The 22941-nt window shown below is 40.9% G+C and carries 25 protein-coding genes; 5 read left to right on the top strand and 20 right to left on the bottom strand.

The genetic code is table 11. The features are described from left to right. Positions 1–6: 6 nt before the first annotated feature. The 9 genes from T356_RS0102395 to argC all read right to left on the bottom strand — a co-directional run bounded on the left by T356_RS0102395 (position 7) and on the right by argC (position 9541). The gene (locus T356_RS0102395) at positions 7–1395 is read right to left on the bottom strand and encodes a sensor histidine kinase (RefSeq protein WP_242846541.1); all 1389 of its coding nucleotides are present in this window, start codon (positions 1393–1395) and stop codon (positions 7–9) included. Between the two features lie 142 nt (positions 1396–1537). After that, positions 1538–2224 carry a response regulator transcription factor gene (locus T356_RS0102390; RefSeq protein ID WP_026513118.1) on the bottom strand — a complete coding sequence of 229 codons (687 nt, stop codon included), beginning with the start codon at positions 2222–2224 and terminating at the stop codon, positions 1538–1540. Positions 2225–2249: 25 nt separating this feature from the next. Continuing rightward, the gene (locus T356_RS18095; protein WP_051563094.1) at positions 2250–2879 is read right to left on the bottom strand and encodes a helix-hairpin-helix domain-containing protein; all 630 of its coding nucleotides are present in this window, start codon (positions 2877–2879) and stop codon (positions 2250–2252) included. Positions 2880–2963: 84 nt separating this feature from the next. Next, complete coding sequence (locus T356_RS0102380; RefSeq protein WP_026513117.1) at positions 2964–4613, bottom strand: extracellular solute-binding protein; 1650 nt, start codon at positions 4611–4613, stop codon at positions 2964–2966. Then, positions 4610–5809, bottom strand: a complete 1200-nt coding sequence (locus tag T356_RS0102375; RefSeq protein WP_242846540.1) for an aspartate aminotransferase family protein — start codon at positions 5807–5809, stop codon at positions 4610–4612. Before T356_RS0102375 ends, T356_RS0102380 begins: the two co-directional genes overlap by 4 nt. Positions 5810–5874: 65 nt before the next feature. Beyond that, positions 5875–6771 (bottom strand): acetylglutamate kinase, encoded by an 897-nt coding sequence (gene argB, locus T356_RS0102370; RefSeq protein ID WP_026513115.1) that lies wholly within the window; start codon positions 6769–6771, stop codon positions 5875–5877. Positions 6772–6775: 4 nt separating this feature from the next. Further along, positions 6776–7999, bottom strand: a complete 1224-nt coding sequence (gene argJ, locus T356_RS0102365; RefSeq protein WP_026513114.1) for a bifunctional glutamate N-acetyltransferase/amino-acid acetyltransferase ArgJ — start codon at positions 7997–7999, stop codon at positions 6776–6778. Between the two features lie 15 nt (positions 8000–8014). Beyond that, positions 8015–8458 carry a GNAT family N-acetyltransferase gene (locus T356_RS0102360; protein ID WP_026513113.1) on the bottom strand — a complete coding sequence of 148 codons (444 nt, stop codon included), beginning with the start codon at positions 8456–8458 and terminating at the stop codon, positions 8015–8017. Positions 8459–8488: 30 nt separating this feature from the next. Continuing rightward, positions 8489–9541 carry an N-acetyl-gamma-glutamyl-phosphate reductase gene (gene argC / locus T356_RS0102355; protein ID WP_026513112.1) on the bottom strand — a complete coding sequence of 351 codons (1053 nt, stop codon included), beginning with the start codon at positions 9539–9541 and terminating at the stop codon, positions 8489–8491. Between the two features lie 258 nt (positions 9542–9799). On the opposite strand from argC, the gene T356_RS0102350 reads away from it, so the two are divergent. The 4 genes from T356_RS0102350 (at position 9800) to T356_RS0102335 (ending at position 13086) form a co-directional block, all read left to right on the top strand. Further along, the gene (locus T356_RS0102350; protein WP_026513111.1) at positions 9800–11023 is read left to right on the top strand and encodes an argininosuccinate synthase; all 1224 of its coding nucleotides are present in this window, start codon (positions 9800–9802) and stop codon (positions 11021–11023) included. Between the two features lie 3 nt (positions 11024–11026). Next, positions 11027–11320, top strand: coding sequence for a DUF1294 domain-containing protein (locus T356_RS0102345; protein ID WP_026513110.1), 294 nt, complete (start codon positions 11027–11029; stop codon positions 11318–11320). Between the two features lie 68 nt (positions 11321–11388). Then, on the top strand, positions 11389–12120 hold the full coding sequence (locus T356_RS0102340) for a response regulator (protein ID WP_026513109.1): 732 nt from the start codon (positions 11389–11391) through the stop codon (positions 12118–12120). A gap of 129 nt (positions 12121–12249) precedes the next feature. After that, the gene (locus tag T356_RS0102335) at positions 12250–13086 is read left to right on the top strand and encodes a DegV family protein (protein WP_026513108.1); all 837 of its coding nucleotides are present in this window, start codon (positions 12250–12252) and stop codon (positions 13084–13086) included. Between the two features lie 84 nt (positions 13087–13170). Here the strand turns inward: T356_RS0102335 and T356_RS0102330 are convergent, their stop codons facing one another. After that, positions 13171–14196, bottom strand: coding sequence for a substrate-binding domain-containing protein (locus T356_RS0102330; RefSeq protein WP_026513107.1), 1026 nt, complete (start codon positions 14194–14196; stop codon positions 13171–13173). Positions 14197–14406: 210 nt separating this feature from the next. On the opposite strand from T356_RS0102330, the gene T356_RS0102325 reads away from it, so the two are divergent. After that, positions 14407–14907 (top strand): DUF5721 family protein, encoded by a 501-nt coding sequence (locus tag T356_RS0102325; protein ID WP_026513106.1) that lies wholly within the window; start codon positions 14407–14409, stop codon positions 14905–14907. Here the strand turns inward: T356_RS0102325 and T356_RS18090 are convergent, their stop codons facing one another. The 10 genes from T356_RS18090 to cysS form a co-directional block, all read right to left on the bottom strand. Continuing rightward, positions 14908–15273, bottom strand: a complete 366-nt coding sequence (locus T356_RS18090; RefSeq protein WP_155838949.1) for an Hpt domain-containing protein — start codon at positions 15271–15273, stop codon at positions 14908–14910. It abuts the gene before it with no gap. Positions 15274–15392: 119 nt separating this feature from the next. Next, positions 15393–16463, bottom strand: a complete 1071-nt coding sequence (gene prfA / locus T356_RS0102315; RefSeq protein ID WP_026513105.1) for a peptide chain release factor 1 — start codon at positions 16461–16463, stop codon at positions 15393–15395. An 18-nt stretch (positions 16464–16481) separates the two neighbouring features. Then, positions 16482–17324: a peptide chain release factor N(5)-glutamine methyltransferase gene (prmC, locus tag T356_RS0102310; RefSeq protein ID WP_026513104.1), complete on the bottom strand. Its 843-nt coding sequence runs from the start codon at positions 17322–17324 to the stop codon at positions 16482–16484. Between the two features lie 39 nt (positions 17325–17363). Next, positions 17364–18467, bottom strand: a complete 1104-nt coding sequence (locus T356_RS18085) for a DUF1385 domain-containing protein (RefSeq protein WP_081777715.1) — start codon at positions 18465–18467, stop codon at positions 17364–17366. Between the two features lie 67 nt (positions 18468–18534). Beyond that, a complete protein-coding gene (rpmE, locus tag T356_RS0102300) occupies positions 18535–18741 on the bottom strand; it encodes a 50S ribosomal protein L31 (protein ID WP_026513103.1) in 207 nt (68 codons plus the stop codon). Between the two features lie 110 nt (positions 18742–18851). After that, on the bottom strand, positions 18852–19586 hold the full coding sequence (locus T356_RS0102295; RefSeq protein ID WP_026513102.1) for a zinc ribbon domain-containing protein: 735 nt from the start codon (positions 19584–19586) through the stop codon (positions 18852–18854). A 102-nt stretch (positions 19587–19688) separates the two neighbouring features. Then, on the bottom strand, positions 19689–20315 hold the full coding sequence (sigH, locus tag T356_RS0102290; protein ID WP_026513101.1) for an RNA polymerase sporulation sigma factor SigH: 627 nt from the start codon (positions 20313–20315) through the stop codon (positions 19689–19691). Positions 20316–20318: 3 nt separating this feature from the next. After that, on the bottom strand, positions 20319–21068 hold the full coding sequence (gene rlmB, locus T356_RS0102285) for a 23S rRNA (guanosine(2251)-2'-O)-methyltransferase RlmB (RefSeq protein ID WP_155838955.1): 750 nt from the start codon (positions 21066–21068) through the stop codon (positions 20319–20321). A gap of 18 nt (positions 21069–21086) precedes the next feature. Further along, complete coding sequence (locus T356_RS0102280) at positions 21087–21527, bottom strand: Mini-ribonuclease 3 (protein WP_026513099.1); 441 nt, start codon at positions 21525–21527, stop codon at positions 21087–21089. Continuing rightward, positions 21512–22933 (bottom strand): cysteine--tRNA ligase, encoded by a 1422-nt coding sequence (cysS, locus tag T356_RS0102275; RefSeq protein WP_026513098.1) that lies wholly within the window; start codon positions 22931–22933, stop codon positions 21512–21514. Before cysS ends, T356_RS0102280 begins: the two co-directional genes overlap by 16 nt. Between the last annotated feature and the right edge of the window lie 8 nt (positions 22934–22941).

Genomic DNA, 22941 nt, shown 5'->3' with positions numbered 1-22941 from the left:
TCTCTCTTACTTTTGATTCGTGTAAATAAGCGGTATCTTAACTGTAAATGTTGTTCCCTTTTCCAATTCACTATCAACATCAATAGTTCCTCTGTGCATAAGAACAGCATTTCTGACAATTGCAAGTCCAAGTCCCGTACCGCCGATCTGTCTCGATCTTGATTTCTCAACACGGTAGAATCTCTCGTAAATATGATCGAGGGATTCTTTCGGAATACCCATACCTGTATCCATAACTTTTACAACAAAGAACTGCTGGTCGGCATCAACTTCAACCTTAACCTGTCCCTTATCCTTATTGTATTTGATAGCATTTTCGACAAGATTCATGACAACAAGAGATATCTTTACTTCATCTATCTCCGCTGTGACCGCACGCTTACTCTCAAGTGTAAGTTCAATGTTATGCTTAACCGCAATAGGCCTTAGTCTCTTGCAAACGATCTCAACAAGTTCAACCACATCTACACTTGTGATATTAAGATCTGCCGCCGTCTTATCCATCTTAACAAGAGAAAGCAGGTCGTTTATGATCTTATCTTCTCTGTCGATCTCACTTACAATATCCACCATGAAATCCTTATAAACTTCATTCGGAACATTGTCCTGTGCCAAAAGAGAATCAGCAAGGACCTTCATTGATGTAATAGGCGTCTTAAGCTCATGAGACACATTGGAAACAAATTCCTGTCTTGAATCATCGAGAACCTTCATTCGCTTAAGAAGCGCATTAAATGCCCTGATAATCTGCTCAGTCTCAAGGAAGTTAGGACCTATGATAGGTTCATCGGTATATCCGGCCTTAACATCGTTAATAGCAGCCGTTATTCTGTCGAACGGCTGTAGCAATGCAGCAGAAACAACTGCAGCATAAACAAATATTACAAGGATGATAATAACCTCGATTACCGTTGCTCTTCTGCTGAGAACCTCAAGAGTTGTCTCGATAGCATCCGTCGAAACGCTTGTCAAAAGGACTCCTCTGACCACCTCATTGGATTCGCCTTTTTCAGATATATCACCTTCCTGAATTATCGGCGCCTCAATAATGGGAGTGATCATCTCAATATAACCGTTCTTCTGGTCATACTTGGATACCGCTCCTTTTGAACCTTTTTTAAGACAATTTACAACCTCTTCTGAAATAATAGTCTTATTGTCACTGATGTTGTAAGTATCTTTTATAACCTTCAGTTCATCATTAATAACCATCACACGTCCGTCGTAAAGGTTAGCCAGCATATCCAGCTCCGCATTTACGACTTCCGATGATGTATCTTGTAAATAATCGTACGTTATAAGGTGATTTGCCAAAATCCTGAGCTGCGTCTGCACCTCTGTGGAATTGACATTGACAGCACGATCTTCATAACTTTGAAGGATTAATATATGCATAATAACGCAAGAAAATAATCCTGTCAAAAAAACAATTATGAAAAATCGTGCTCTTAGACTCTTTAAAAGGCTATTGATGTTTAATTGTTTAAAAAAACTTAAAATCACACCATTAATATGTTTCATATCTTTTCAGCACGGATTATGCCTGGAAATAATATCCGCTTCCCCACTTTGTTCTGATGTACTGAGGCTCACTCGGATTAACTTCAAGCTTCTCACGAAGTCTTCTGATATGTACATCTACAGTTCTTGCATCGCCCTTGAAATCCCAATCCTTATTCCAAACGACATCCATAAGCATATCTCTTGTATAAGGCTTTCCCGCATGTACTGCAAGGTACTCAAGAAGCTCATATTCACGAACTGTTACATCTATTTCCTTATCATTAATAAATACTCTTCTATATTCCTGGTAAATCTTAAGGTCACCAAACTGAAGGCACTTATCATCAAGAGTAGCCTTTGCGGATCTTCTGATTATTGCCTTTATTCTGGCCTTAACTTCCAAAATATTGAACGGTTTTGTAATATAATCGTCTGCGCCGTTTTCAAGACCGAGAATCTTATCCATATCATCACCCTTAGCTGTGAGCATGATTATCGGTACATTTGAGAATTCCCTAATCTGCTGGCAAGCATCAAGGCCTGACATAACAGGTAACATAAGATCCAGAAGAATAATATCGTATTTATGGTGCTTAGCCATATCAACAGCTTCTTCGCCGTCATAAGCACAGTCAACCACGAAATCATCCTGTTCCAAGCTGAACTTAATACCTTTTACAATAGTTTTTTCGTCATCAACAACCAAAACTTTTTTACTCATATTCCACCCATTCCTAATAATTTTGTTATACAGTGATGTATTCTTTTATCTTGGAAAAAAGCTTGTCTTTAATACCGGAAATTTTCATTATGTCATCAATGGAATTAAACTTTCCATTCTGTTGACGGTACTTAACAATTCTCGCCGCAATACTGTCACCTATTCCAGGGAGAGTCTTAAGTTCCTCCTCGGAAGCGGAATTAATATTAATTAACCCACTGTTATCCGATTTTGCATCAACATCCAGTCCGGTTTTGTCACAAGAATATAATTCTTCTGACAAGACATTGCCCTTTCCCTTAACCTCTTCCGTCTCTTCGAGAGTTGGAATTCGTAACTTAGCACCGTCAGATATCTGTGCAGCGAGATTGACATAAGTTGTATCAGCCTCTTCACTGAATCCTCCGGCAGCATTAACGGCGTCATTTATCCGGCTTCCGGAAGAAAGTTCATACACTCCCGGTTCGGATACCGCACCACAAACATATACAATAAGCGACTCTTCACCGCTTTCAGCAGTACTGCAGATTACCGATTCCTCGGCGCCCGCATCGCTTATCATCTCTTTCATAACAGGCTCTGTTTCAGCCTTTGCCGACGTGCATCCGGTCATTATAAGCACTGCACCGAATAACACTGTAAAGAATTTTTGCATGTTTCCTCCAAATTTAGAGGTCCCCGCCATGCAACCTTTATTCTAGTATATATTAAGTAATTTATCAAGCTAATTTAACATACGTTAATCGCTATCTTCTTTAAGTCCCGCAGTTATTAGGGATGTAGGAGGTGTCGGGATTGTTTGCTCGACAACATTTTCACCTTTAACCTGCGTTTTTATCATCTCGGATAATTCTTTAAGTGTGGTGTTACAAACATCATTCTCGGAATCATCCCAAATTTTTGTGAATGCAATCTCAAGCTCCATCCAGAAATTACTTGCCTGAATGATCTTGGGCATTGAAACGGAACCCGCATAAACGTCTACGAAAGTATTAAGTCCGTCATTTCCGTAATCGATTCCGTAGTGTGCAGCCAGCTTGTGAGACATTTTATAAATATCATCACTTGTATCACTGCAAATATATCTTGCAAAATCATTGGCTTCCTGAGGATGCTCCGAAAAGCCGTTAACTACCATGCAGTTGGTAACAGACATGGTTCTTGTCTTGTAAGTCTCATCAAGATCGGGAATAGGCGCAACGCCATATTCAAAGAACAGACCATCACCACCTACAAGATTACCTTTCGAGTCCATCAGTACGGCCTTATTTTCAATCTTCTGGAAAATATCGGTAGTTGCAATGGTAAATACAATCTTTCCTTCTATGAAATCGTTTGCTACCTGCTCGTAAGAAACCGTGCTCGCATCAGTAGCAAAGAACTGTTTGAGTGCTCTGTAAATCTCCATGCAGCTGATAGTATTACCGTTGTAAATATCTATAGTATTGGAATCATCTCCGGTGTCTCCACCGATATTCATATAATTGCCGACAAAGAAATAATTATAGAAAATATCCGTAACATCCCACTCAAAGACTGTTCTGACACGATCCGGAGCAGTGTATTCACCGGCAAATCCAAGAATCTCCTTTACAGTAGTGGGCACAACATCTTCCGCACTTGCAACAGTTTCTTCCTCAGTCGTCTCTTCTTCAGGTTCAGCCTCGGCATCTTCCTCTTCGCTCTCTTCGCTCTCTTCAGCTTCTTCACCTTCTTCTGAGCTGTCTGCATCAGAAGCCTCATCAGATTCTTCCTCTGCAACTTCTTCGGACACTTCAGAACTTTCCTCTGCTGCGGCATCTTCGCCTTCAGAAGACTCCTCTGCGCTCTCGTCCGATTTTTCCTGAGAATCACCGCCGTTTTGTGCTTTTTCCGCAAGTTCTTTGGCATGCTCGTCAAGATATGTCTTGTTATACAAAAGTGCACTTGTCTCGAAATAGAAAGGATATGCTACATATCTTCCGTTGCATGTAACCGCATCAAGTGCCGCTTTCGGAAACAAAACCTTGTTAAAAAACCCGTCAGTATTGTCAGCCTCAAGTGCAAGTCCCGCGAAATATGCTTTTTCAAGTGTATCATTGGTCGTAACAAAAATGTCAGGGTAATTTCCACCCTCCAAAGAAGCCTTATTGATTGCTTCAAGGTATTCGATACCTGAAACAAGCTTAGGCTCAATACGAACATCCTTTTTAGATTCGGAATATGATACCGCAACACTTTGAAGATATGGAGTAATCGCATCATCAGTGTACCAAAGTCTTACAGTCGTCTTATTCGAAAAAAATGAATACTCTTCAAATATGCTCTGCTCGGAGCGAGCATTAACAGCAATGCCCGCAACCATGCATAGTATTAGAAAAATAGATAATAATCTTGCTTTAAAATTCATAATCTCCCCAGACATGAGTCCAAAATGTCAACCATCTCGTCAACATTCTCTTTGGTTATGACAAGAGAGGGAACAAATCGGATTATCTCAGTTCCGGCATTTATCAAGATAAGCCCGTTTTCAAGAGCCATGTTAATAACATCCGCAACAGGTCTGTTAAATACCAGTCCCTGCATGAGTCCTGCACCTCTTCTGTCGACTATGAAATCGTAGCGTTCCTTAAGCTCGTCAAGTCTCTTTTCAAGATAAGGTGCCACATTATTCACATTTTCTATTATATTGTCATTGTTAAATAAATCAAGAACTTTATTAACAGCTGCGCAAGCAAGCGGGTTGCCGCCGTAAGTTGTACCATGATCTCCCGCAACAAGAGAATTTGCCCCAACTTTCTCGGTCATAAGAAATGCACCTACGGGAACTCCGCATCCCAGAGCCTTGGCGGTTGTCATGATATCAGGTTTTACTCCGAATTTCTGCCAAGCAAACATCGAACCCGTTCTTCCCATTCCGCACTGGATCTCATCAAGAATAAGAAGGATATCTTTTTCATCGCAAAGTGCTCTTACTTTGGTAAGGAACTCCTCGGTTGCAGGATAGATACCTCCCTCTCCCTGAACAGTCTCCATGATAATCGCACAGGTCTTGTCGGTCACGCATGAAAGAACACTTTCAAAATCATTGAAATCGGCAAACTTTATATTTCCTATCATCGGCTCAAATGCCTCACGGTAATGAGGATTGCCTGTAACGGAAAGTGCTCCGAAAGTTCTTCCGTGGAATGAATGATTCATGGCAATGATCTCATGATCTGTCTTGCCATCTTTAAGAAATGCATATTTTCTCGCAGCCTTAAGTGCCCCTTCAACAGCTTCAGCTCCGCTGTTTGTAAAAAATACTCTGTCCATGCCCGAAGCTTTTTTAATCTTCTTGGCAGCCTCGATCGCAGGCACATTGTAATAATAATTTGATGTGTGAAGGATCTTGTCTATCTGTTCCTTAAGTGCATCATTGTAGTCTTTGTAATTGTATCCGAGAGCAAAAACAGCGATTCCGGATACAAAATCAAGATATTTATTTCCATCGATATCATAAAGATATACGCCCTCTCCTCTGTCGAGAACGATCTGATAACGGTTATATGTATGAAGCAGCGCCTTCTCAGCCTCTTCTATGTAATTCTTCATTGTCTCACTCATTTTCATATCTCCCTGCTAATTAAGCCATTTTTATGCAAATACCGGTCAAATACGTATTTCTCAGATCAGTTTCCTTGTACAAGTGCGTCGTCATCGGCCATAAACATGGTTCCGACACCCTTTTTGGTAAAGATCTCAAGAAGGATGCAATGAGGAATCCTTCCGTCAAGAATATGTACGTTATTAACACCTTTTCTGATGGCATCGGTGCAGTTGTTGAGTTTTGGAAGCATTCCGCCGCCGATGTTTCCTGAAGCGATAAGTTCATCCGCCTCGGAGCATGTAAGTCTTGAAATAAAAGATGTAGGATCTTTGATATCCTTGTAAACTCCCTCGATATCCGTAAGGAATGCAAGTTTATTTGCGCCTACTGCCTTAGCTATCGCGCATGCCGCATCATCAGCGTTTATATTATATGTATCAAAATTATCATCAAGTCCTATAGGAGCAATGATAGGAAGATAGTCATTATCAAGAAGATCGAAAAGAATCTTGGGATCGACGTTGTCAACTTCTCCTACATATCCGATATCTTTTCCGTCCGAAAGCTTCTTCTTTACATGAAGAAGTCCCGAATCCTTACCGCTTATTCCGATTGCCTTAACGCCAAGTTCCTGAACCATTGTAACAAGCTGCTTGTTAACTCTTCCAAGAACCATCTCGGCAATTTCCATTGTCTCTGCATCGGTAACTCTGAGTCCGTTCACAAACTCTGCTTCTTTTCCAACCTTGGAAACCCATGAGCTTATAGCCTTTCCGCCGCCGTGAACGATGATGGGCTTAAATCCCACAAGCTTAAGAAGCGTAACATCTGTTATTACATTCTTCTGGAGTTCTTCGTTGCTCATGGCGCTTCCGCCGTATTTAACAACAATGATCTTCCTGTTGAATTTCTGAATATATGGAAGTGCCTCAACAAGTACTTCCGCCTTTTTTAATACATCCTGCATATCCTTATCCATTTTCTCAGCTCCTGTAATCTGCATTTATCTTGACATAATCGTATGTAAGGTCGCATCCCCATGCGGTTGCCTGGGCATCGCCCTCGTGCATATCCACAAATACCGTGACTGTTTCTTCTTTCATGATCTTAAGTGCTTCATCCTCGTCAAAGTCAAGCGGAGTTCCCTTATGGAAGACTTCAATCCTTCCCGCCTTACTCTCAAAGAAGAGCTCAACATCATTCTGATCGAACTGTGCTCCGGAATATCCCATCGCACATAAGAATCTTCCAAAATTCGCATCGCATCCAAAGATCGCTGCCTTTGAAAGATTCGATCCTACGATTGCTCTTGAAAGAGTTCTTGCATCATCCTTAGTCTTTGCATTTACAACTTTAGCTTCAAAGAGCTTGCTTGCGCCCTCTCCGTCTGCCGCCATCTTTTTTGCAAGAAACTCGCATACATAGAATAGCGCATTTTTAAAAGTCTCGTAGTCATCATTCTTTTCTTTTATAGGATTGTTTCCTGCTTTGCCGTTAGCCATGCAAAGAAGCGTATCATTCGTAGATGTATCTCCATCAACCGTTATCATATTAAACGTATCTGAAACAACTTCGCTGACCGCATCCTGCAAAAGACTCTTTTCAATGGCAATGTCAGTTGTAAGGAAAGCAAGCATCGTGCACATATTCGGATGGATCATTCCAGAGCCCTTACTCATACCGCCGAGAGTCACCTTTTTGCCCGCTATGTCAAAAGAAACAGCTACTTCTTTATTTACGGTATCGGTTGTCATGATTGCCTTGGATGCGTCTGTTCCAGCATCGATACTTCCGTCCAGAGTTTTGCTCATCTTCTCGACGCCCGCAACAAGTTTATCTACAGGAAGCTGCATTCCGATAACTCCGGTAGACGCAACGGCAACTGTCTCATAATCTACGCCAAGGCTCTTCTCCACCGCTTTTGCAGTAGCTTCGCAGGCATCAAAGCCCTCTTTTCCCGTACACGCATTTGCAATTCCCGAGTTAATGACAACGGCCTGCATAGGCTTTCCTGAATCAACTATCTGCTTGTCCCACTGAACACATGCAGCCTTTACAACATTGCTTGTAAAAGTTCCCGCACAAACGCACGGTGCTTCCGAATAAACAAAAGCCATATCCGTTCTGTCTTTGTACTTGATGTTTGCTTCGCAGCTTGCAGCCTTAAAACCTTCTGCAGCCGTTACTCCGCCTTTAATAACTTCCATATCTCTTCTCCATTATTATTTGTTAAAGATTGTAAGATTTTCCTCGTTTAAAGTATGATCGTAATAGTTCATGTCATCTCGAAGTGTCCAGCCCATCTTCTGCCAGAACTTGTTTCCGACAGTATTGGTCACAAAAGCATTCAAGCAGACTTTATTGATCTTTTCTTTCTTAAGTGCCTCGTAGCAAAAAAGAACCATCTTCTTGCCGATTCCGTGCATTCTGTACTCTTCGCTCACGCAAACATGATACAGGCATGCTCTTCTGCCGTCATGTCCGCACAGAATCGCGCCGACTATCTTGCCGTCTTCCACGTCAACTGCGCTGAGTCCGGGATTTCTTTTTATAAATCTCTCTATTCCCTCCCTGGAATCATCTACCGATCTTATTCCAAAGCCGTGAATCGACATCCATAGAGCATAGACCTCATCATAATCATCCATTGTCATTGCACGAACCATTTATATCACCTGTTATCTTTCTGTATTTTATTACGGGAAGCTGGGGGCAAACTCAAGTCCCGTACTTTCTTTAAGTCCAAAGAGAATGTTCATATTCTGAACAGCCTGTCCTGCAGCTCCCTTAACCATATTATCAAGTGCGCCCATCATGATCACTCTTCCTGTGCGCTCATCAATCTTAAATCCGATGTCAACAAAGTTTGCACCTTCAACCCATCTTGTCTCGGGATATACTCCGTCACCGAGAATTCTGATAAAGAACTCATCCTTATAATATTTTTCATATGCTGCCCTGATATCGTCAGCTGTAGGAAGCTTTCCGTTCTTTTCCTTAAGCGAAGCATATTCTGTAGCGAGGATTCCTCTGTTCATGGGAACAAGATGAGGTGTGAAGTTTATCACAATATCTTTTCCGGCAGCATAGCTGAGCTGTTCCTCAATCTCAGGGGTATGTCTGTGACTTGTCACACCGTAAGGCTTGCTGCTCTCATTTACTTCACAGTAAAGATTGGCAACCTTTGCGCCTCTTCCCGCTCCCGACACACCGCTGAGTGCATCTACTATAAGGGTTGCGGGATCGATAAGCCCTTCTTTTACAAGGGGATATGCCGTAAGTATCGAGCAAGTCGTATAACATCCGGGATTGGCGATAAGTCTCGCTCCCTTTATTTTATCCCTGTTTATCTCACAGAGTCCGTAAACCGCTTCATCTATGAACTGAGGCGCTTTATGTTCTATTTTATACCATTTTTCGTAAACCGAAACATCCTTAAGTCTGAAATCTGCGGAAAGATCGATGACCTTGACCTTATTTAATATATCTTCATTAACAAGTGATGCGCACAATCCCTGAGGAGTTGCGGTAAAGATAACATCAACCTGATCTGCAAGTTCTTCCATATTGTCATCCAGGCATTTTGCATCTACCAATTTAAAGAAGTTTCCATATATACTGCTATACTTCTCATCAACATAACTTCTGGAGCCGTACCATACAACTTCAGCCTCGGGATGTCCCTGTATAAGCCTTACGATTTCTGCACCTGCATATCCGGTAGCACCGATTATTCCGACTTTAATCATTTTTATTCAACCTCTCAGTTTTTTCATAATAAATGAACTTACACTATAAACATAAGATGTATAAACTTTTTTCAGTATACGACCGCAAAAAAAATTATGCAACCCATTTTTAATATTTATGCATATTTTGTTGAAATTTTTAATATTTATTCATTTTGGTGTTGCATTTTGTTTTTTCCGAGAGTATATTATGGTAAGTGGAATTGAGAAATCCGAATAAATAAAGATACCATTTTACAATGGAAGAAAGGGAATAACATGGCAAAAGAAAAGGTTATTTTGGCTTATTCAGGCGGACTTGATACAACTGCTATCATTCCGTGGCTTAAAGAGAATTTTGATTACGAAGTAGTATGTGTATGTATCGACTGCGGTCAGGAAGAAGAACTTGACGGACTTGAAGAAAGAGCTGTAAGCTGCGGTGCCAGCAAGCTCTATATCCTTGATGTAGTTGATGAGTTCTGCGATGAATACGTAGTTCCTTGCGTACAGGCTCATGCCGTATACGAGAACAAATACCTTCTCGGAACATCTATGGCTCGTCCTCTTATCGCTAAGAAGCTCGTAGAAGTTGCAAGAAAAGAAGGCGCTGTTGCTATCTGCCACGGTGCTACAGGTAAAGGAAACGACCAGATCCGTTTCGAGCTCGGAATCAAGGCTCTTGCTCCCGACATTAAGATCATCGCAGCTTGGAGAAACGACAAGTGGACAATGGATTCTCGTGAGTCAGAGATCGAATACTGCAGACAGCACGGAATTAACCTTCCTTTCTCAGCTGATTCAAGCTACAGCCGTGACAGAAACCTTTGGCATATATCACACGAGGGACTTGAGCTCGAAGATCCCGCTCTTGAGCCCAATTACAAGCATCTTCTTGTACTTGGCAAAACTCCCGAAGATGCTCCCGACGTTCCTACAACAGTTACAATGACATTCGAGGCAGGTGTGCCCAAGTCAGTTAACGGCAAAGAAATGAAAGTTTCTGACATCATCCGCACGCTCAACAAACTCGGTGGCGAGAACGGTATCGGTATCGTTGACATCGTTGAAAACCGTGTAGTAGGCATGAAGTCTCGTGGTGTATATGAGACACCCGGCGGAACAATCCTTTACGAAGCACATCAGCAGCTTGAAGAGTTGATTTTAGACCGCGATACCTATACAATGAAGAAAGACATGGGCAACAAGTTTGCCGACATAGTATATGAAGGGAAATGGTTTACTCCTCTTCGTGAAGCCGAGCAGGCATTTATCGAATCAACTCAGAAGTATGTAACCGGTGAAGTTACATTCAAGCTCTACAAGGGCAACATCATCAAGGCCGGCACAAAGTCACCTTACTCTCTCTACAACGAGAGCATTGCATCATTCAAGACAGGCGACCTTTATGACCACCACGATGCTGAAGGATTCATCAACCTCTTCGGCCTCTCTTCAAAAGTTCGTGCCATGAAGATGCAGGAAGTAGCCAACAATAAATAATTTATGGATTCACTTTCTTTATTGATAATTTATCTTGTATCAGTAAATATTATAGGGTTTGCCTTAATGGGAAATGATAAGCGAAGGGCGCGCAAAAACGCCTTTCGCATTCCCGAGGCAACCCTTTTTGCTTTTTCTGTAATAGGTGGAAGCATCGGAACACTTATCGGAATGTACACTTTCAGACACAAGACCAAGCACCTGACATTCAAGATTGGAATCCCGCTTATAATCTTTGCGCAGATTCTGTTTATTGTTCTTTTACGTATATCTCCACTCAATTTTAGTTTTTTATGATAAACTGTATATACAGAAGCGTAGAAAGGAGTGCCCGAATAATTTGAAACATTCGGGATATCTTATTTATGTATTTTGCGATATGTGATGATAACATTGCCGACAGAAAGCAATCAGAAAGACTTTTAAAAAGACAGGCCGAAAGAGTTCAAACTGAATTCAATGAACAGGTCTATGTAGACTCATTCGGAAACAAAGAAGCATTTCTGATAAGACCACAGATGTATCAGGCTATGTTCATTGACATGACAACAGAAGAACCCGATGGACTTGCAATCGCCAAAAAACTTCTTGATATTGGCATTACAAAGCCCATTGTTTTGTGCTGCTCTTCTATTGATTACAAAAAAAAGGCTAAAAAGCAAAAAATCAAAGCAAAGAATCTGTATTTTATCAATAAGCCCATCAAAGTTTCGGAACTCACCGAGCTTGTCAATCATATCGTGGCTATGAGAGTCGCTCCGGCTGACAAAGTAGAGCTACGCTATCACGAAGATACCATATACGCATCAGGCGATGACATTGTATGTGCCAAAAGAAAAGGCGAAAACCTCAAGGTATACCTCGCTGACGGTCGTGTTCTCACTTTTGTTACCTCAGTGCATAACTTTTACGACCAGTGTTCAATATTCCCGCAGATCTGCCCCGTCTCTAACGATGGCATAGTAAACATAAATCACATAAAAAAGACATCTCCTTTCCATATCACAATGGATAACGGAGTTTCTTTCCTTGTTGCCTTTAACTATTCCAAAGTTCTCAATAAAGCAATCGAGGATCTCTACGCAGACCGAAAGTAATCCCGGGTCCTTAAAGCATAGATCCCCACGTAGTTTCTGTATAAAGATTTCTTTACTGAAATTTTCATACGTGGTATTATACAATATGTAGTATCAAAAACTACATTGACTAACGCTTTTGGAGGATTTATGAGTTATAAAATAGTTGCAGACAGCGGTTGCGATCTTCCCGCGCAGTACAGGAATGACCCTCGCATTGAGTTCGTACCTCTTATCATGCAAGTGGGTGATAAAGTAATCGTTGATGATGATACATTTAACCAGAAGGAATATCTCGAGCTGGTGGCTGCTTCAGAAGAATGTCCCAAGACAGCCTGCCCTTCACCGGACCTTTACATGAGTGCATATAAAACAGATGCTGACGATTTATATGTTATAACGCTCTCTTCCAAGCTCAGCGGCAGTTATAACAGCGCATTGCTTGGAAAAGACCTCTATCATGAAGAATACGGCGAAAAGAATATTCATATCATCGATTCAATGTCCGCAAGCAGCGGCGAAGGAAATATCGCCCTTAAGATCATTGAACTTGCGGATTCCGGACTTCCTTTCAACGAAGTCGTAGAAAAAATAGAAGCATATCGCGATGAAATGCTCACATACTTTGTTCTTGATTCACTTGAAACGCTTCGTAAAAACGGCCGGCTTACAGGCATGAAGGCTCTTGTAGCTTCAACACTTAATATTAAGCCCGTTTGTCACGGCGTTAAAGGTGAGATTCTTCAGAAGAGTCAGGGAATCGGCATGAAAAAAGCCCTCGTCAAGATGACAGAGCTCATTGCAGCCGAAGTAAAAGATCCCGAGACCAAGACACTTATGATCTCAAACGTAAACTGTTTTGAGAGAGCATCTGTTGTTAAAGATATGATTCTTAAAAAGGTTCCTTTTAAGGAGGCTCACATTGTTGATACAGCAGGCTTATCTTCCACTTATGCAGCGGACGGCGGTATCATAGTAACCTGCTGACATTTCAAATAATAAATCAAACAAAGTAATCACCGGTTCAATAAAATGAACCGGTGATTTTTTCATTGCTATAGCTTAAAATTATTAAGCATTTAAGTCTTTTACACTGTCTCCGAGAACCATGTGTCCCTCAAGTATCATGACACCCTGTCTGTAACGCTCTCCTCCGATCTTACGGATAAGATTGTAAATCGCATTTCTTCCCATCTCATATGTATCAACTTCAAATGTTGTAAGCTTGATATCACAAAGTCCGGGGAAAATGTAATTATCATAACCTGCTACAGAGATATCGTCCGGAACCTTGTAGCCCTTCTCATTGAGACGCTTGATAAGCATACTTGCCGATACATCACAATTACAGAAGAATGCTGAAGGCATCTCATCGGGAAGCTTGAAGAATCTGTTATAATCCATCTCGCCTGTGCTAAGATCCCTGTCCGGTATTACCCAGTCTTTTCTCACAGGATGGCTGTGTTCAAGCAATGACTTAACATATCCGAGATATCTGTCAGTTATGTTTCCCTCAGCCATTATAGTTCCCACAAATGCAATTGATGTATGTCCCATATCAAAGAGATGATTGGTAAGAAGATATGCTCCATGGAAGCTGTCAGCTACAACAGCATCCTCATCTCCTGTATGATTGCAGAAATCAAGATATATCATAGGAATGGAGAAATTCTCTCTGATAGATGTAAGATAATCTCCACTAAGTCTTCCGATAACGATAATACCGTCAACCTTCTTGTCCGCAATGATACGCGGGAAATTCTTTTTCTTTTCACTCTGCTCGGATACAACTTCGAGCATGGTAAAACATCCCATCTCCATTGCGATCTGAGATACTTTCTGGTGCATCTTTGTATAATAAGAACTATATTCGGTCATATTATCTTCAGAAATAAGAAGACCGATAGTATAACTCTTACTAAAGATGTCTACCTTACGAGAAATAGACGGGATATATCCCATCTCATTTGCCAGAGCATGAATTTTCTCTCTGAGTTCATCACTCATGCCCTTCTGTCCTGATAATGCTTTTGATACTGTGACAGTGCTAACCCCTATCTTTTCAGCAATGTCTTTAAGTCTAACCGTCTTTGCCATATTGTCCCTCTTTTTTAGACATTTTTTTATAGTATAACGTATATCTTCACAAAAATATACAATAAATTTAAATTATCCTATTTATTCTTCATTTAAGTAGTTGCAAATGCGCTCAAAAACTGCATTATTTAATTTATAAAAAAAATCCACACAAAAAGCTATATTTATCATATAATTTTTTCTGTGATGACTTAATATTAAGGAGAAACTATGATAGCTCTCAAGATAAACAATATTAAAACGTTCATGGAGAAGATCCTGACAACAGAAATTTTCGACCATTACCTGGTTGAAGAAGTCACTATAGAGACCTTCAACACTTTTTCGATAGACGGACACATAAACAGGGAATTCTACTCAGGAACGGACGAAGAAGCTTCAAATGCCTCCGGATTATCTTTTTCCCGTTGGTCTGAACTTCGTCCCATCTGTCTTAATCTCATAAAGGGTAAAAGAACTCCGATAAGCTTTAAATTCGTTCTTCACGCGGACAATGCCACAAAAGAAGCCGTTATAGACAAAGCCGGCAGCGATATCGAGCCTTCTCTTCTGAATCTGGGAGTAAATATCAGATTTACAAAAGGCGAGCTCATATTGACAACAGGAACCGCTTACAGCGCATTTACCCTTGATAAGAGTGCAGAAAAAGCCTGGGACAATTATTTCCCAAGCTTTCTTGAATCATGCGAAATCGATAATCAGTTGCTGTGATCAGCTATTCTGATACTTCTTTAAAATACCTATCAGATCGTCATATTTAAGCTTTATATGGTCATAATACGGCTCATATCCTTCCATGGATCCCGCCCGCAGAATTTCCGTAAGGTCATATACTTCTGAATAAAAGCCTTTAAGCCCAAGGTTTGCGCTCACTCCCTTAAGAGCGTGTACAGCCTTGAATGCTTCCGATACATTTTCTTCACCAAGATATTTGGAAAGACTGTCCATACTCGGATCACCAAGGAATCTGATCATGAATTTTGCTATCAGATCTTCGTTTCCCATAAACCTGTTATGAATATCTTCCCAATCAACGCCCCACGCGATCAGCTCTTCCTTAAATGCAGCATCCATCATTTCACCTCGCAAAACATACATATTTCCACGTAAATATTTTTACGTTTTATAGTAAGATTTTACACTATATAACCATGCACAGCAAGGATTAACATTTACCATTAACTGCATAAACTGCTTTATTTTTCCATTGTCGACAACTTCTCTGCCTGATCTGCGGCAATCAGAGAATCGATAATCTCATCTATATCTCCGTCCATTATCTGATCTATCTTATACAAAGTTAAATTTATCCTATGATCTGTCACGCGTCCCTGGTGGAAATTGTAAGTCCTTATCTTCTCGGATCTATCTCCGCTTCCAACCTGACTCCTTCTAAGTTCCGCAGCATCCTCATGTTGCTTTGCCTGTTCCATCTCGTAAAGCTTTGCTCTAAGAACTTTCAAAGCTTTAGCCTTGTTCTGCTGCTGACTCTTTTCATCCTGACATGAAATAACGATACCTGTAGGAAAATGTGTAAGTCTGACAGCGGAATCCGTAGTATTTACACACTGTCCGCCGTTTCCTGAAGCCCTGAAAACGTCAAATTTGCAGTCATTCATATCAATCTCGACTTCAACATCTTCAACTTCAGGCATGATCGCCACGGTAATAGCAGAAGTATGTATTCTTCCGCCCGATTCCGTCGCGGGAATCCTCTGTACTCTGTGAACTCCGCTCTCAAATTTGAGTCTCGAATAAGCTCCGGCACCCTTTATCATAAAGCTCACCGCCTTTATTCCGCCTATTCCTATATCTTCCACGCTCATAGTCTCAACGCGCCAGTTCTGTCTCTCCGCATATCGCGTATATACTCTGTACATATCTGCCGCAAACAAAGCCGCCTCATCACCACCTACACCGGCACGAATCTCCACGATAACATTCTTATCATCATTGGGATCCTTGGGCAAAAGAAGAATCTTAAGCTTTTCCTCGTAAGAAGGAATCATACTCTTCGCATCCGAAAGTTCTTCTTTAAGCATCTCTTTCATCTCAGGATCCGACTCTTCTTCAAGTAATAAAAGACTCTCTTCTATTGTCTCTTTACACTTTTTATACTCGCGATAGCACTCAACAAGAGCTTCCAGATTCTTCTGCTCTTTCATAAGAGCCCTGAATCTGTTCTGATCCGAAATAACCTCCGGATTATTAAGCTCCATGGTAATATCTTCATATCGCCTTAATATATCTTCCAATTTATCAAACATAATCTACCTGCTTTTTCATTAGTAATAACATGCCCGTACAACGCGGTCATTCCCGCCGTAGTCTTTAAAGACTTCTATATCGTGATACTTCCCTTCTTTTTCAAGAAGTGCCTTCACATCATCCGCCTGATCATATCCTATCTCAAGAAAGATATACGCCCCTGAATAAAGATATTCTCCGGCGCCCTCAATAATTCTCTTATAAAAGGCAAGACCGTCCTCTGAGCCGTCAAGAGCAATTCTGGGCTCATAATCTTTCACCTCGGGTGCAAGACTGTCTATGACATCTGTCCTTATATATGGCGGATTTGATACCAAAATGTCGAATTTACCGGCTTCTTTTCCGGGGAAAAGATCTGTCTTTACAAAATCAGCTCTCTCCGACAGCCCAAGGTTCCCTGCATTTTTCTTTGCTACCAAAAGGGCATCTTCGGAAATATCTGTGCAAAGTGCGTTTGTCTCATTCGTATAATTTAAAATACTTAGAGCTATACAACCGGATCCTGTGCAAAGATCAAGAATTCTCATCTTATCCTCGCAGAATCTGAGTGCCTCTTCTACAAGTATCTCGGTATCCTGCTCCGGTATCAGCACAGCTTCTGAAACATCAAAAGAAAGCCCCATAAATCCCATACTTCCAAGAATATAGGCAACCGGTTCTCTCTTTATTCTTCTTGCAATATACTCATCGTATAGCCTCTCTTCCTCATCCGACAGCTCCTTGTCAGGATGGGTAAAAAGAGTACTGTGATCCGTCTTACATACATATTCTAAAAGGAGCCGGGCATCAAGCTTAGCTTCTGTGATTCCGGCTCTCTTTAGATTCTCTGTTCCATTTTCCAAACAATCTTTATAATTCATATGCTTTTATCTTATGTCTTTAGCTTACGTCATTTGTATTTAGTCATCACGTTTTCTGGAACGTTCACGAACCTGCATCTCTCTTGTAAGTTCTCTTGTTTCTTCCCTCTTACGCTCGTACAATTCCCTTGTAGCCTCTCTCTTGCTCTGTTTCTTAGAAGAAGCTTCATAATCATTAAGCTCTCCGTCAACATCGTATCCGAATGAGTCCATAAGGAATTGCTTCCAATCAAATACAGCCTCTACAGACTTGATTGCAACCTCGATCATAGCATCATTGGGTTCCTTAGTCGTAAGTCTCTGAAGCCAAAATCCGGGCGCCGAAATAATCCTGATAAGTATAAAATCACTTCTGCCCGCAATCCTGATTATCTCGTATGAAATACCGGAAATAACAGGTATAAGTAAAATTCTGAGAAGAACCTTAAATAATACAGAATCTACTCTTATAAAGAAAAAGACAATAATGCTGACAAACATTACAAAAAGTATAAAGCTGCTTCCGCATCTCTTATGAAGTCTTGAGCTCTTCTTTACATTCTCCTGAGTAAGGGCCTTACCTTTTTCTATACAGTTAATGCACTTATGTTCCGCACCGTGATATCTGAACAGTCTCTTGATATCTTTCATCCTGGATATTAGCAAAATGTAGATGATAAATATCATGATTCTTAATACGCCTTCTATAATAGCGATAAGAGACGCATTTCTGATATATCTGCCGATAACAAGCTCCGAAAGTGCATAAGGAAGCACCATAAAAAGCGCTATCGCAAGCACAAAAGAAGCAACTGTGGTAAGAACCATAAGGAATGTATCCTCATGTCCGCTTGAAACCTTATCAAGCTCCTCATCAAGCTTTGACTTCTTCTGTGGCAATTCCTCATAAAAAGAAGACGAATAGTTGAGTACCTTAAGTCCCAAAAGAAGTGAATCAATAAATACAAACATTCCTCTGATAAAAGGAATATTCAAAAGTTTACTTCCGTAAGCTACTCCATGAAATTCGTCAATCTCGACTGCTATATCTCCGTCAGGCTTTCTGACAGCAACTGCGTACATATCCTTGTTACGCATCATAACGCCCTCAAGCACTGCCTGACCGCCAATTCCCGAATAGTGATCAATCTTGTGTTTCTTCATCTTTTACCCCACTATGCTAAAAAAGGTTGAGGCCAAAGCCTCAACCTCTCTTGTTTACTTCTGCAAATTACTTATTGTCCATGCCGTATTTCTTGTTGAACTTATCAATACGTCCACGAGCAGCTGTAGCCTTCTGCTGGCCTGTGTAGAATGGATGGCACTTTGAGCAGATTTCAACGTGAATCTCGCTCTTAGTTGATCCAACTGTAAATGTGTTACCGCAGTTGCAAGTAACAGTGGCCTGATGGAATTCTGGCTGAATGTCCTGTCTCATCTCTTTCTCACCTCTCTATATACAAAGAATCTTCTCATATCACAAAAATAGTTACTGTTTACAACAGCTATATAAATATAACATAGACAATTTTTTTATGCAAGCTTTTTTTACGAAATCATATTATTTGGCATATATCCTGTTCTCACATACTCATCATATGCCTTGTGCAGTTTGGTCGTGCCGATGATCGCCAATATACCAACGGCAATAATGTACCAGCCGGCAACTTGATGTAATTGGATTATGTAATACAAAAAATTTATTACTCCATAAACAAGGAATAACCATGATGCCACTCTGCTTGATACTAAATGAACAAAAAGCCCCAAGGCAAGCATTATCCCACAATCCCAAAACATACTAAACTGCTGTGATACAACTGCTATCAAAGCATTAATAAATACTAAAACATATACGGATATTCCTGCACCCACAATCTGTTTTTTAATATTTGACAGCGCGGGTAAATTCAAAAACTCTTTGATACTCATCCTGTTAAAAGGTGTACCGCCATTTTTCAGAATCGAATCAAATTCACCCATACCTTTCTGTTGTCCGTAGTAACCGCCCTGAACAGGCTGTCCGTTCATTGAATATGAATTAACGGGGCCGTTTGGCATATTGTAATTATTCTGACCATTATAGTTGTATTGGTCATTATAGTTGTTCTGAACATTACCGCCATTGGAATTATTAAATTCATTTTGGATATAACAACTGTTCGGATCATTAATACTATTATTCACAGTTGCACTGTATGCTTCTGTTTTTAACGGCGCTCCGCAATTGACACAGTACAAAACCGTATCATCATTATTGCATCCACAAGTTTCACAAATCATTTCTTTTCTCTCTCCTACAATTAAATAATTGGTTGTCTGATTATAGCACATGCATTGTGAAGAAAAAAGTAAAAAAGTTCACAAAGTTTTCAAACTTTATTTTTACTTCTTGAGATATTTCTTAAGTTTAGACTTTATCCTCTGCATTGCATTGTCAGTAGATTTCTCATCCCTGCCAAGAACTGCTGAGACTTCTTTTATAGACATCCCCGTAATATAGAGATCCAGAACCTGCTTCTCAAGGTCACTCAGATCATGTTCTATGGCATTTTCAAGAGCTTCAAGGTTCTCCCTCTCAATTACCTGTTCTTCCGGAATAGAGCTTGAATCCGATTCAAGAACATCTTCAAGTGCCACCTCACTATCGATGCTACTGTCGTTATTATCAGCATACAAAGAAATATAGCTGTTAAGAGGCGCATGTTTCTTACGCGCCGAAGCCTTGATCGCAGAATACATCTGCCTTGAGATACAAAGGTCCGCAAACGTAGCAAAGCTTGCATCTCTTCCGATGTCATAATCTCGAATAGCCTTAAATAGTCCTATCATCCCTTCCTGGATGAGATCGTCCCTGTCAGCGCCGAGAATAAACATAGATGCAGCTTTTTTGCGGACAAGATTCTTATATTTGTCCATAATAAAATCCATGATGCCGGATTCTTTATCTCCCGCATCATGGAACTTAACTATAAGCTGTTCGTCACTTTGTCCGTCATAGCTCATTTTCATAGATTACCCCAGTCTCTGTCTAACAACTTCAAAAGCAAGTACGCCCGCAGCCACCGAAGCATTCAGTGAATCAATATCACCCTTCATCGGAATGGATGCGATCATGTCACAGTTCTCTTTTACAAGTCTTGAAACGCCGCTTCCCTCGTTTCCTATAACAAGTCCTATAGGTCCTTTGAGATTGAGTTTGTACATCTCGGTTCCACCCATATCCGCGCAGGCAAACCAAAGACCTTTATCCTTAAGTTCTTCAATGGTCTTAACTATATTGGTAACTTTGGCAACAGGTGTGTAGTTGAGTGCACCTGCAGAAGCCTTTGCAACAGTTGCCGTAAGTCCTACCGCTCTGTGCTTTGGAATGATAACACCGTGAGCTCCCGCAAGATTTGCCGTTCTGATTATCGCACCGAGATTGTGCGGATCCTCGATACCGTCAAGGATTATCACAAAAGGATCCTCGTTCTTTGCTGCCGCCTTTGCAAGAATGTCATCAACTTCCGCATATTCATAAGAAGCCGCATAAGCAATGACTCCCTGATGTTTTCCTGTCTCTGAGAGCTGATCGAGTCTCTCTTTTTTCACAAAGTTCACAACCGTATCCTTGTGCTTCTTTGCTTCACGCATTATTGTCTGAACAGGGCCGTCCTTACATCCGTCCAGGACAAAGAGCCTGTCTATCGTCTTTCCTGCACGAAATGCCTCAAGAACCGCATTTCTTCCCTCTATTATTCTGCTTTCAAAATTTTCTTCCATCATTAGTCCTCAAAAAAATCACTCGAGAATATCAAGCTCAAGTCTCTCTATTCCAAGTTCCACAAGCTCACATATTCTGTCCATATTATCCGTAAGATAAAGATAGCCGACAACAGCCTCAAATCCCGTCGCATCAAGATAGTCCATTGTCGTGGCATTCTTTGCCTTGGTATGCGGCTTCGAATTGCGGCCTCTTCTGTAAATGTCAGCCTCTTCTTCGGTCAGATTGTCCATAAGAGCTTTAATAAAAGCAGACTGTGTACCGGCCTTTACAATATCACTTGCTCTTTTATGGAGCTTATTCACCGCTGTATTGCCCTTATTTACAAGAATTGACCTTATAATAACATCAAAGATCGCATCGCCTATATAAGCAAGCGTAAGAGGGGAATAAGTTCTTATATCCTTCCCCTCTATGCCAAATTTTTCATTCAAATATTTGTTCAAATGAGCTGCCATTTAACTCCCTCACGAGTATCCTTGATCTCAACTCCCTTTTGAAGGAGCTCGTCGCGGATCGCATCAGCTGTTGCAAAATCTTTTGCCTTCTTGGCTGCCGCTCTTCTCTCGATCGCATCAAGAACATATGCCTCGAGCTCGGGATCGACTTCTTTCTCTTCCTTGGAAGCAGCTGCATGCCCGATAAGATCAAGTGAAAGAACTTTATCAAAGCTCTTTACAAGTGCAAGCTTAGTAGCATCTGTTGTATCAGCCTTGAGCACGTCATAGAGAAGTGTGATCGCCATTGATGTATTGAGATCATCAGAGATTGCATCCCTGAACTTGTCCTCAAACTCTTTTACAACAGCCTCATCAACACCGCCCTCTTCCTTGAGCTCGGCAATTTTCTTAATAAGCTTATTAAATGCTCCCGTCACATTATCAAGTGCCTCAAAAGAGAACTCAAGAGGCTTGCGGTAATGAGACTGCAGGCAGAAAAATCTGTAAACAAGCGGATCGTATCCTTTTTCCTTGAGGACAGAAACCGTAAGGATCGCACCCTTTGACTTTGACATTTTACCCGACTTGTCATTTAAATGATTGCTGTGGAACCAGAATTTGCACCACTCATGACCGAGATAACTCTCAGACTGCGCAATCTCATTTGTATGATGAGGGAAAATATTATCAACTCCGCCGCAGTGAATATCAATATATTCACCGAGATGCTTCATTGAAATGCATGAGCACTCGATGTGCCAGCCGGGATATCCGACGCCCCAAGGGCTGTCCCACTTAAGTGCCTGTTCCTCAAACTTTGACTTTGTAAACCAGAGAACAAAGTCTGTCTTGTTCTTTTTATTTGTATCCTCTTCAACATCGTCACGAACGCCGACCTGAAGCTGTTCCTTTTCAATATCAGATGAAAAAACATAATAATCGTCAAGCTTACTTGTGTCGAAATACACATTTCCGCCGGCAACATACGCATAGCCCTTCTCAAGAAGAACTTCTACCATATGAATAAACTCAGGTATGCAATTTGTCGCAGGCTCAACAATATCGGGGCGCTTGTTTCCCACAGCGTCAAAATCATTAAAGAAAGCATCTGTATAGTACTTTGCAATCTCCATAACGCTCTTGTGCTCTCTTTTTGCCCCTGCGAGCATCTTATCCTCACCTGTATCTGCATCCGATGAAAGGTGTCCGACATCGGTAATGTTCATAACACGCTTTACGTCATATCCGGCATACATAAGCGCCTTGATAAGCACGTCCTGCATGATATATGTACGGATGTTACCGATATGTGCATAATGATAAACGGTAGGTCCGCATGTATACATAGTAACTTTGCCCTCTTCTCTGGGAACAAAGTCCTGGACCGATCTTGTAAGTGTATTGTAAAACTTAAAATTTGCCATCTGTTTTA

Origin of the sequence: Butyrivibrio sp. LB2008 (assembly GCF_000621565.1) — a bacterium.
In the GTDB taxonomy this organism is placed as follows: domain Bacteria; phylum Bacillota; class Clostridia; order Lachnospirales; family Lachnospiraceae; genus Butyrivibrio.
Note: the sequence above shows the minus strand (reverse complement) of the source record. Positions and strands in the feature narration are given on the sequence as shown.

Bases quoted from the DNA above. Each gene is read 5' to 3' on its own strand.
- rlmB (WP_155838955.1), bottom strand. From the start codon at position 21,068: ATGGAAGAAAATTTTGAAAGCAGAATAATAGAGGGAAGAAATGCGGTT.
- T356_RS0102330 (WP_026513107.1), bottom strand. From the start codon at position 14,196: ATGGCAAAGACGGTTAGACTTAAAGACATTGCTGAAAAGATAGGGGTT.
- rpmE (WP_026513103.1), bottom strand. From the start codon at position 18,741: ATGAGACAGGACATTCAGCCAGAATTCCATCAGGCCACTGTTACTTGC.
- T356_RS18085 (WP_081777715.1), bottom strand. From the start codon at position 18,467: ATGAAGAAACACAAGATTGATCACTATTCGGGAATTGGCGGTCAGGCA.
- T356_RS0102345 (WP_026513110.1), top strand. From the start codon at position 11,027: ATGGATTCACTTTCTTTATTGATAATTTATCTTGTATCAGTAAATATT.
- T356_RS0102325 (WP_026513106.1), top strand. From the start codon at position 14,407: ATGATAGCTCTCAAGATAAACAATATTAAAACGTTCATGGAGAAGATC.
- T356_RS0102340 (WP_026513109.1), top strand. From the start codon at position 11,389: ATGTATTTTGCGATATGTGATGATAACATTGCCGACAGAAAGCAATCA.
- argB (WP_026513115.1), bottom strand. From the start codon at position 6,771: ATGGATAAGGATATGCAGGATGTATTAAAAAAGGCGGAAGTACTTGTT.
- T356_RS0102295 (WP_026513102.1), bottom strand. From the start codon at position 19,586: ATGATTTGTGAAACTTGTGGATGCAATAATGATGATACGGTTTTGTAC.
- argC (WP_026513112.1), bottom strand. From the start codon at position 9,541: ATGATTAAAGTCGGAATAATCGGTGCTACCGGATATGCAGGTGCAGAA.
- T356_RS0102360 (WP_026513113.1), bottom strand. From the start codon at position 8,458: ATGGTTCGTGCAATGACAATGGATGATTATGATGAGGTCTATGCTCTA.
- T356_RS0102280 (WP_026513099.1), bottom strand. From the start codon at position 21,527: ATGGCAGCTCATTTGAACAAATATTTGAATGAAAAATTTGGCATAGAG.
- T356_RS0102350 (WP_026513111.1), top strand. From the start codon at position 9,800: ATGGCAAAAGAAAAGGTTATTTTGGCTTATTCAGGCGGACTTGATACA.
- T356_RS0102395 (WP_242846541.1), bottom strand. From the start codon at position 1,395: ATGCATATATTAATCCTTCAAAGTTATGAAGATCGTGCTGTCAATGTC.
- T356_RS0102380 (WP_026513117.1), bottom strand. From the start codon at position 4,613: ATGAATTTTAAAGCAAGATTATTATCTATTTTTCTAATACTATGCATG.
- T356_RS0102390 (WP_026513118.1), bottom strand. From the start codon at position 2,224: ATGAGTAAAAAAGTTTTGGTTGTTGATGACGAAAAAACTATTGTAAAA.
- sigH (WP_026513101.1), bottom strand. From the start codon at position 20,315: ATGAAAATGAGCTATGACGGACAAAGTGACGAACAGCTTATAGTTAAG.
- prfA (WP_026513105.1), bottom strand. From the start codon at position 16,463: ATGTTTGATAAATTGGAAGATATATTAAGGCGATATGAAGATATTACC.
- T356_RS18095 (WP_051563094.1), bottom strand. From the start codon at position 2,879: ATGCAAAAATTCTTTACAGTGTTATTCGGTGCAGTGCTTATAATGACC.
- argJ (WP_026513114.1), bottom strand. From the start codon at position 7,999: ATGGAAGTTATTAAAGGCGGAGTAACGGCTGCAGAAGGTTTTAAGGCT.
- cysS (WP_026513098.1), bottom strand. From the start codon at position 22,933: ATGGCAAATTTTAAGTTTTACAATACACTTACAAGATCGGTCCAGGAC.
- prmC (WP_026513104.1), bottom strand. From the start codon at position 17,324: ATGAATTATAAAGATTGTTTGGAAAATGGAACAGAGAATCTAAAGAGA.
- T356_RS18090 (WP_155838949.1), bottom strand. From the start codon at position 15,273: ATGATGGATGCTGCATTTAAGGAAGAGCTGATCGCGTGGGGCGTTGAT.
- T356_RS0102375 (WP_242846540.1), bottom strand. From the start codon at position 5,809: ATGAGTGAGACAATGAAGAATTACATAGAAGAGGCTGAGAAGGCGCTG.
- T356_RS0102335 (WP_026513108.1), top strand. From the start codon at position 12,250: ATGAGTTATAAAATAGTTGCAGACAGCGGTTGCGATCTTCCCGCGCAG.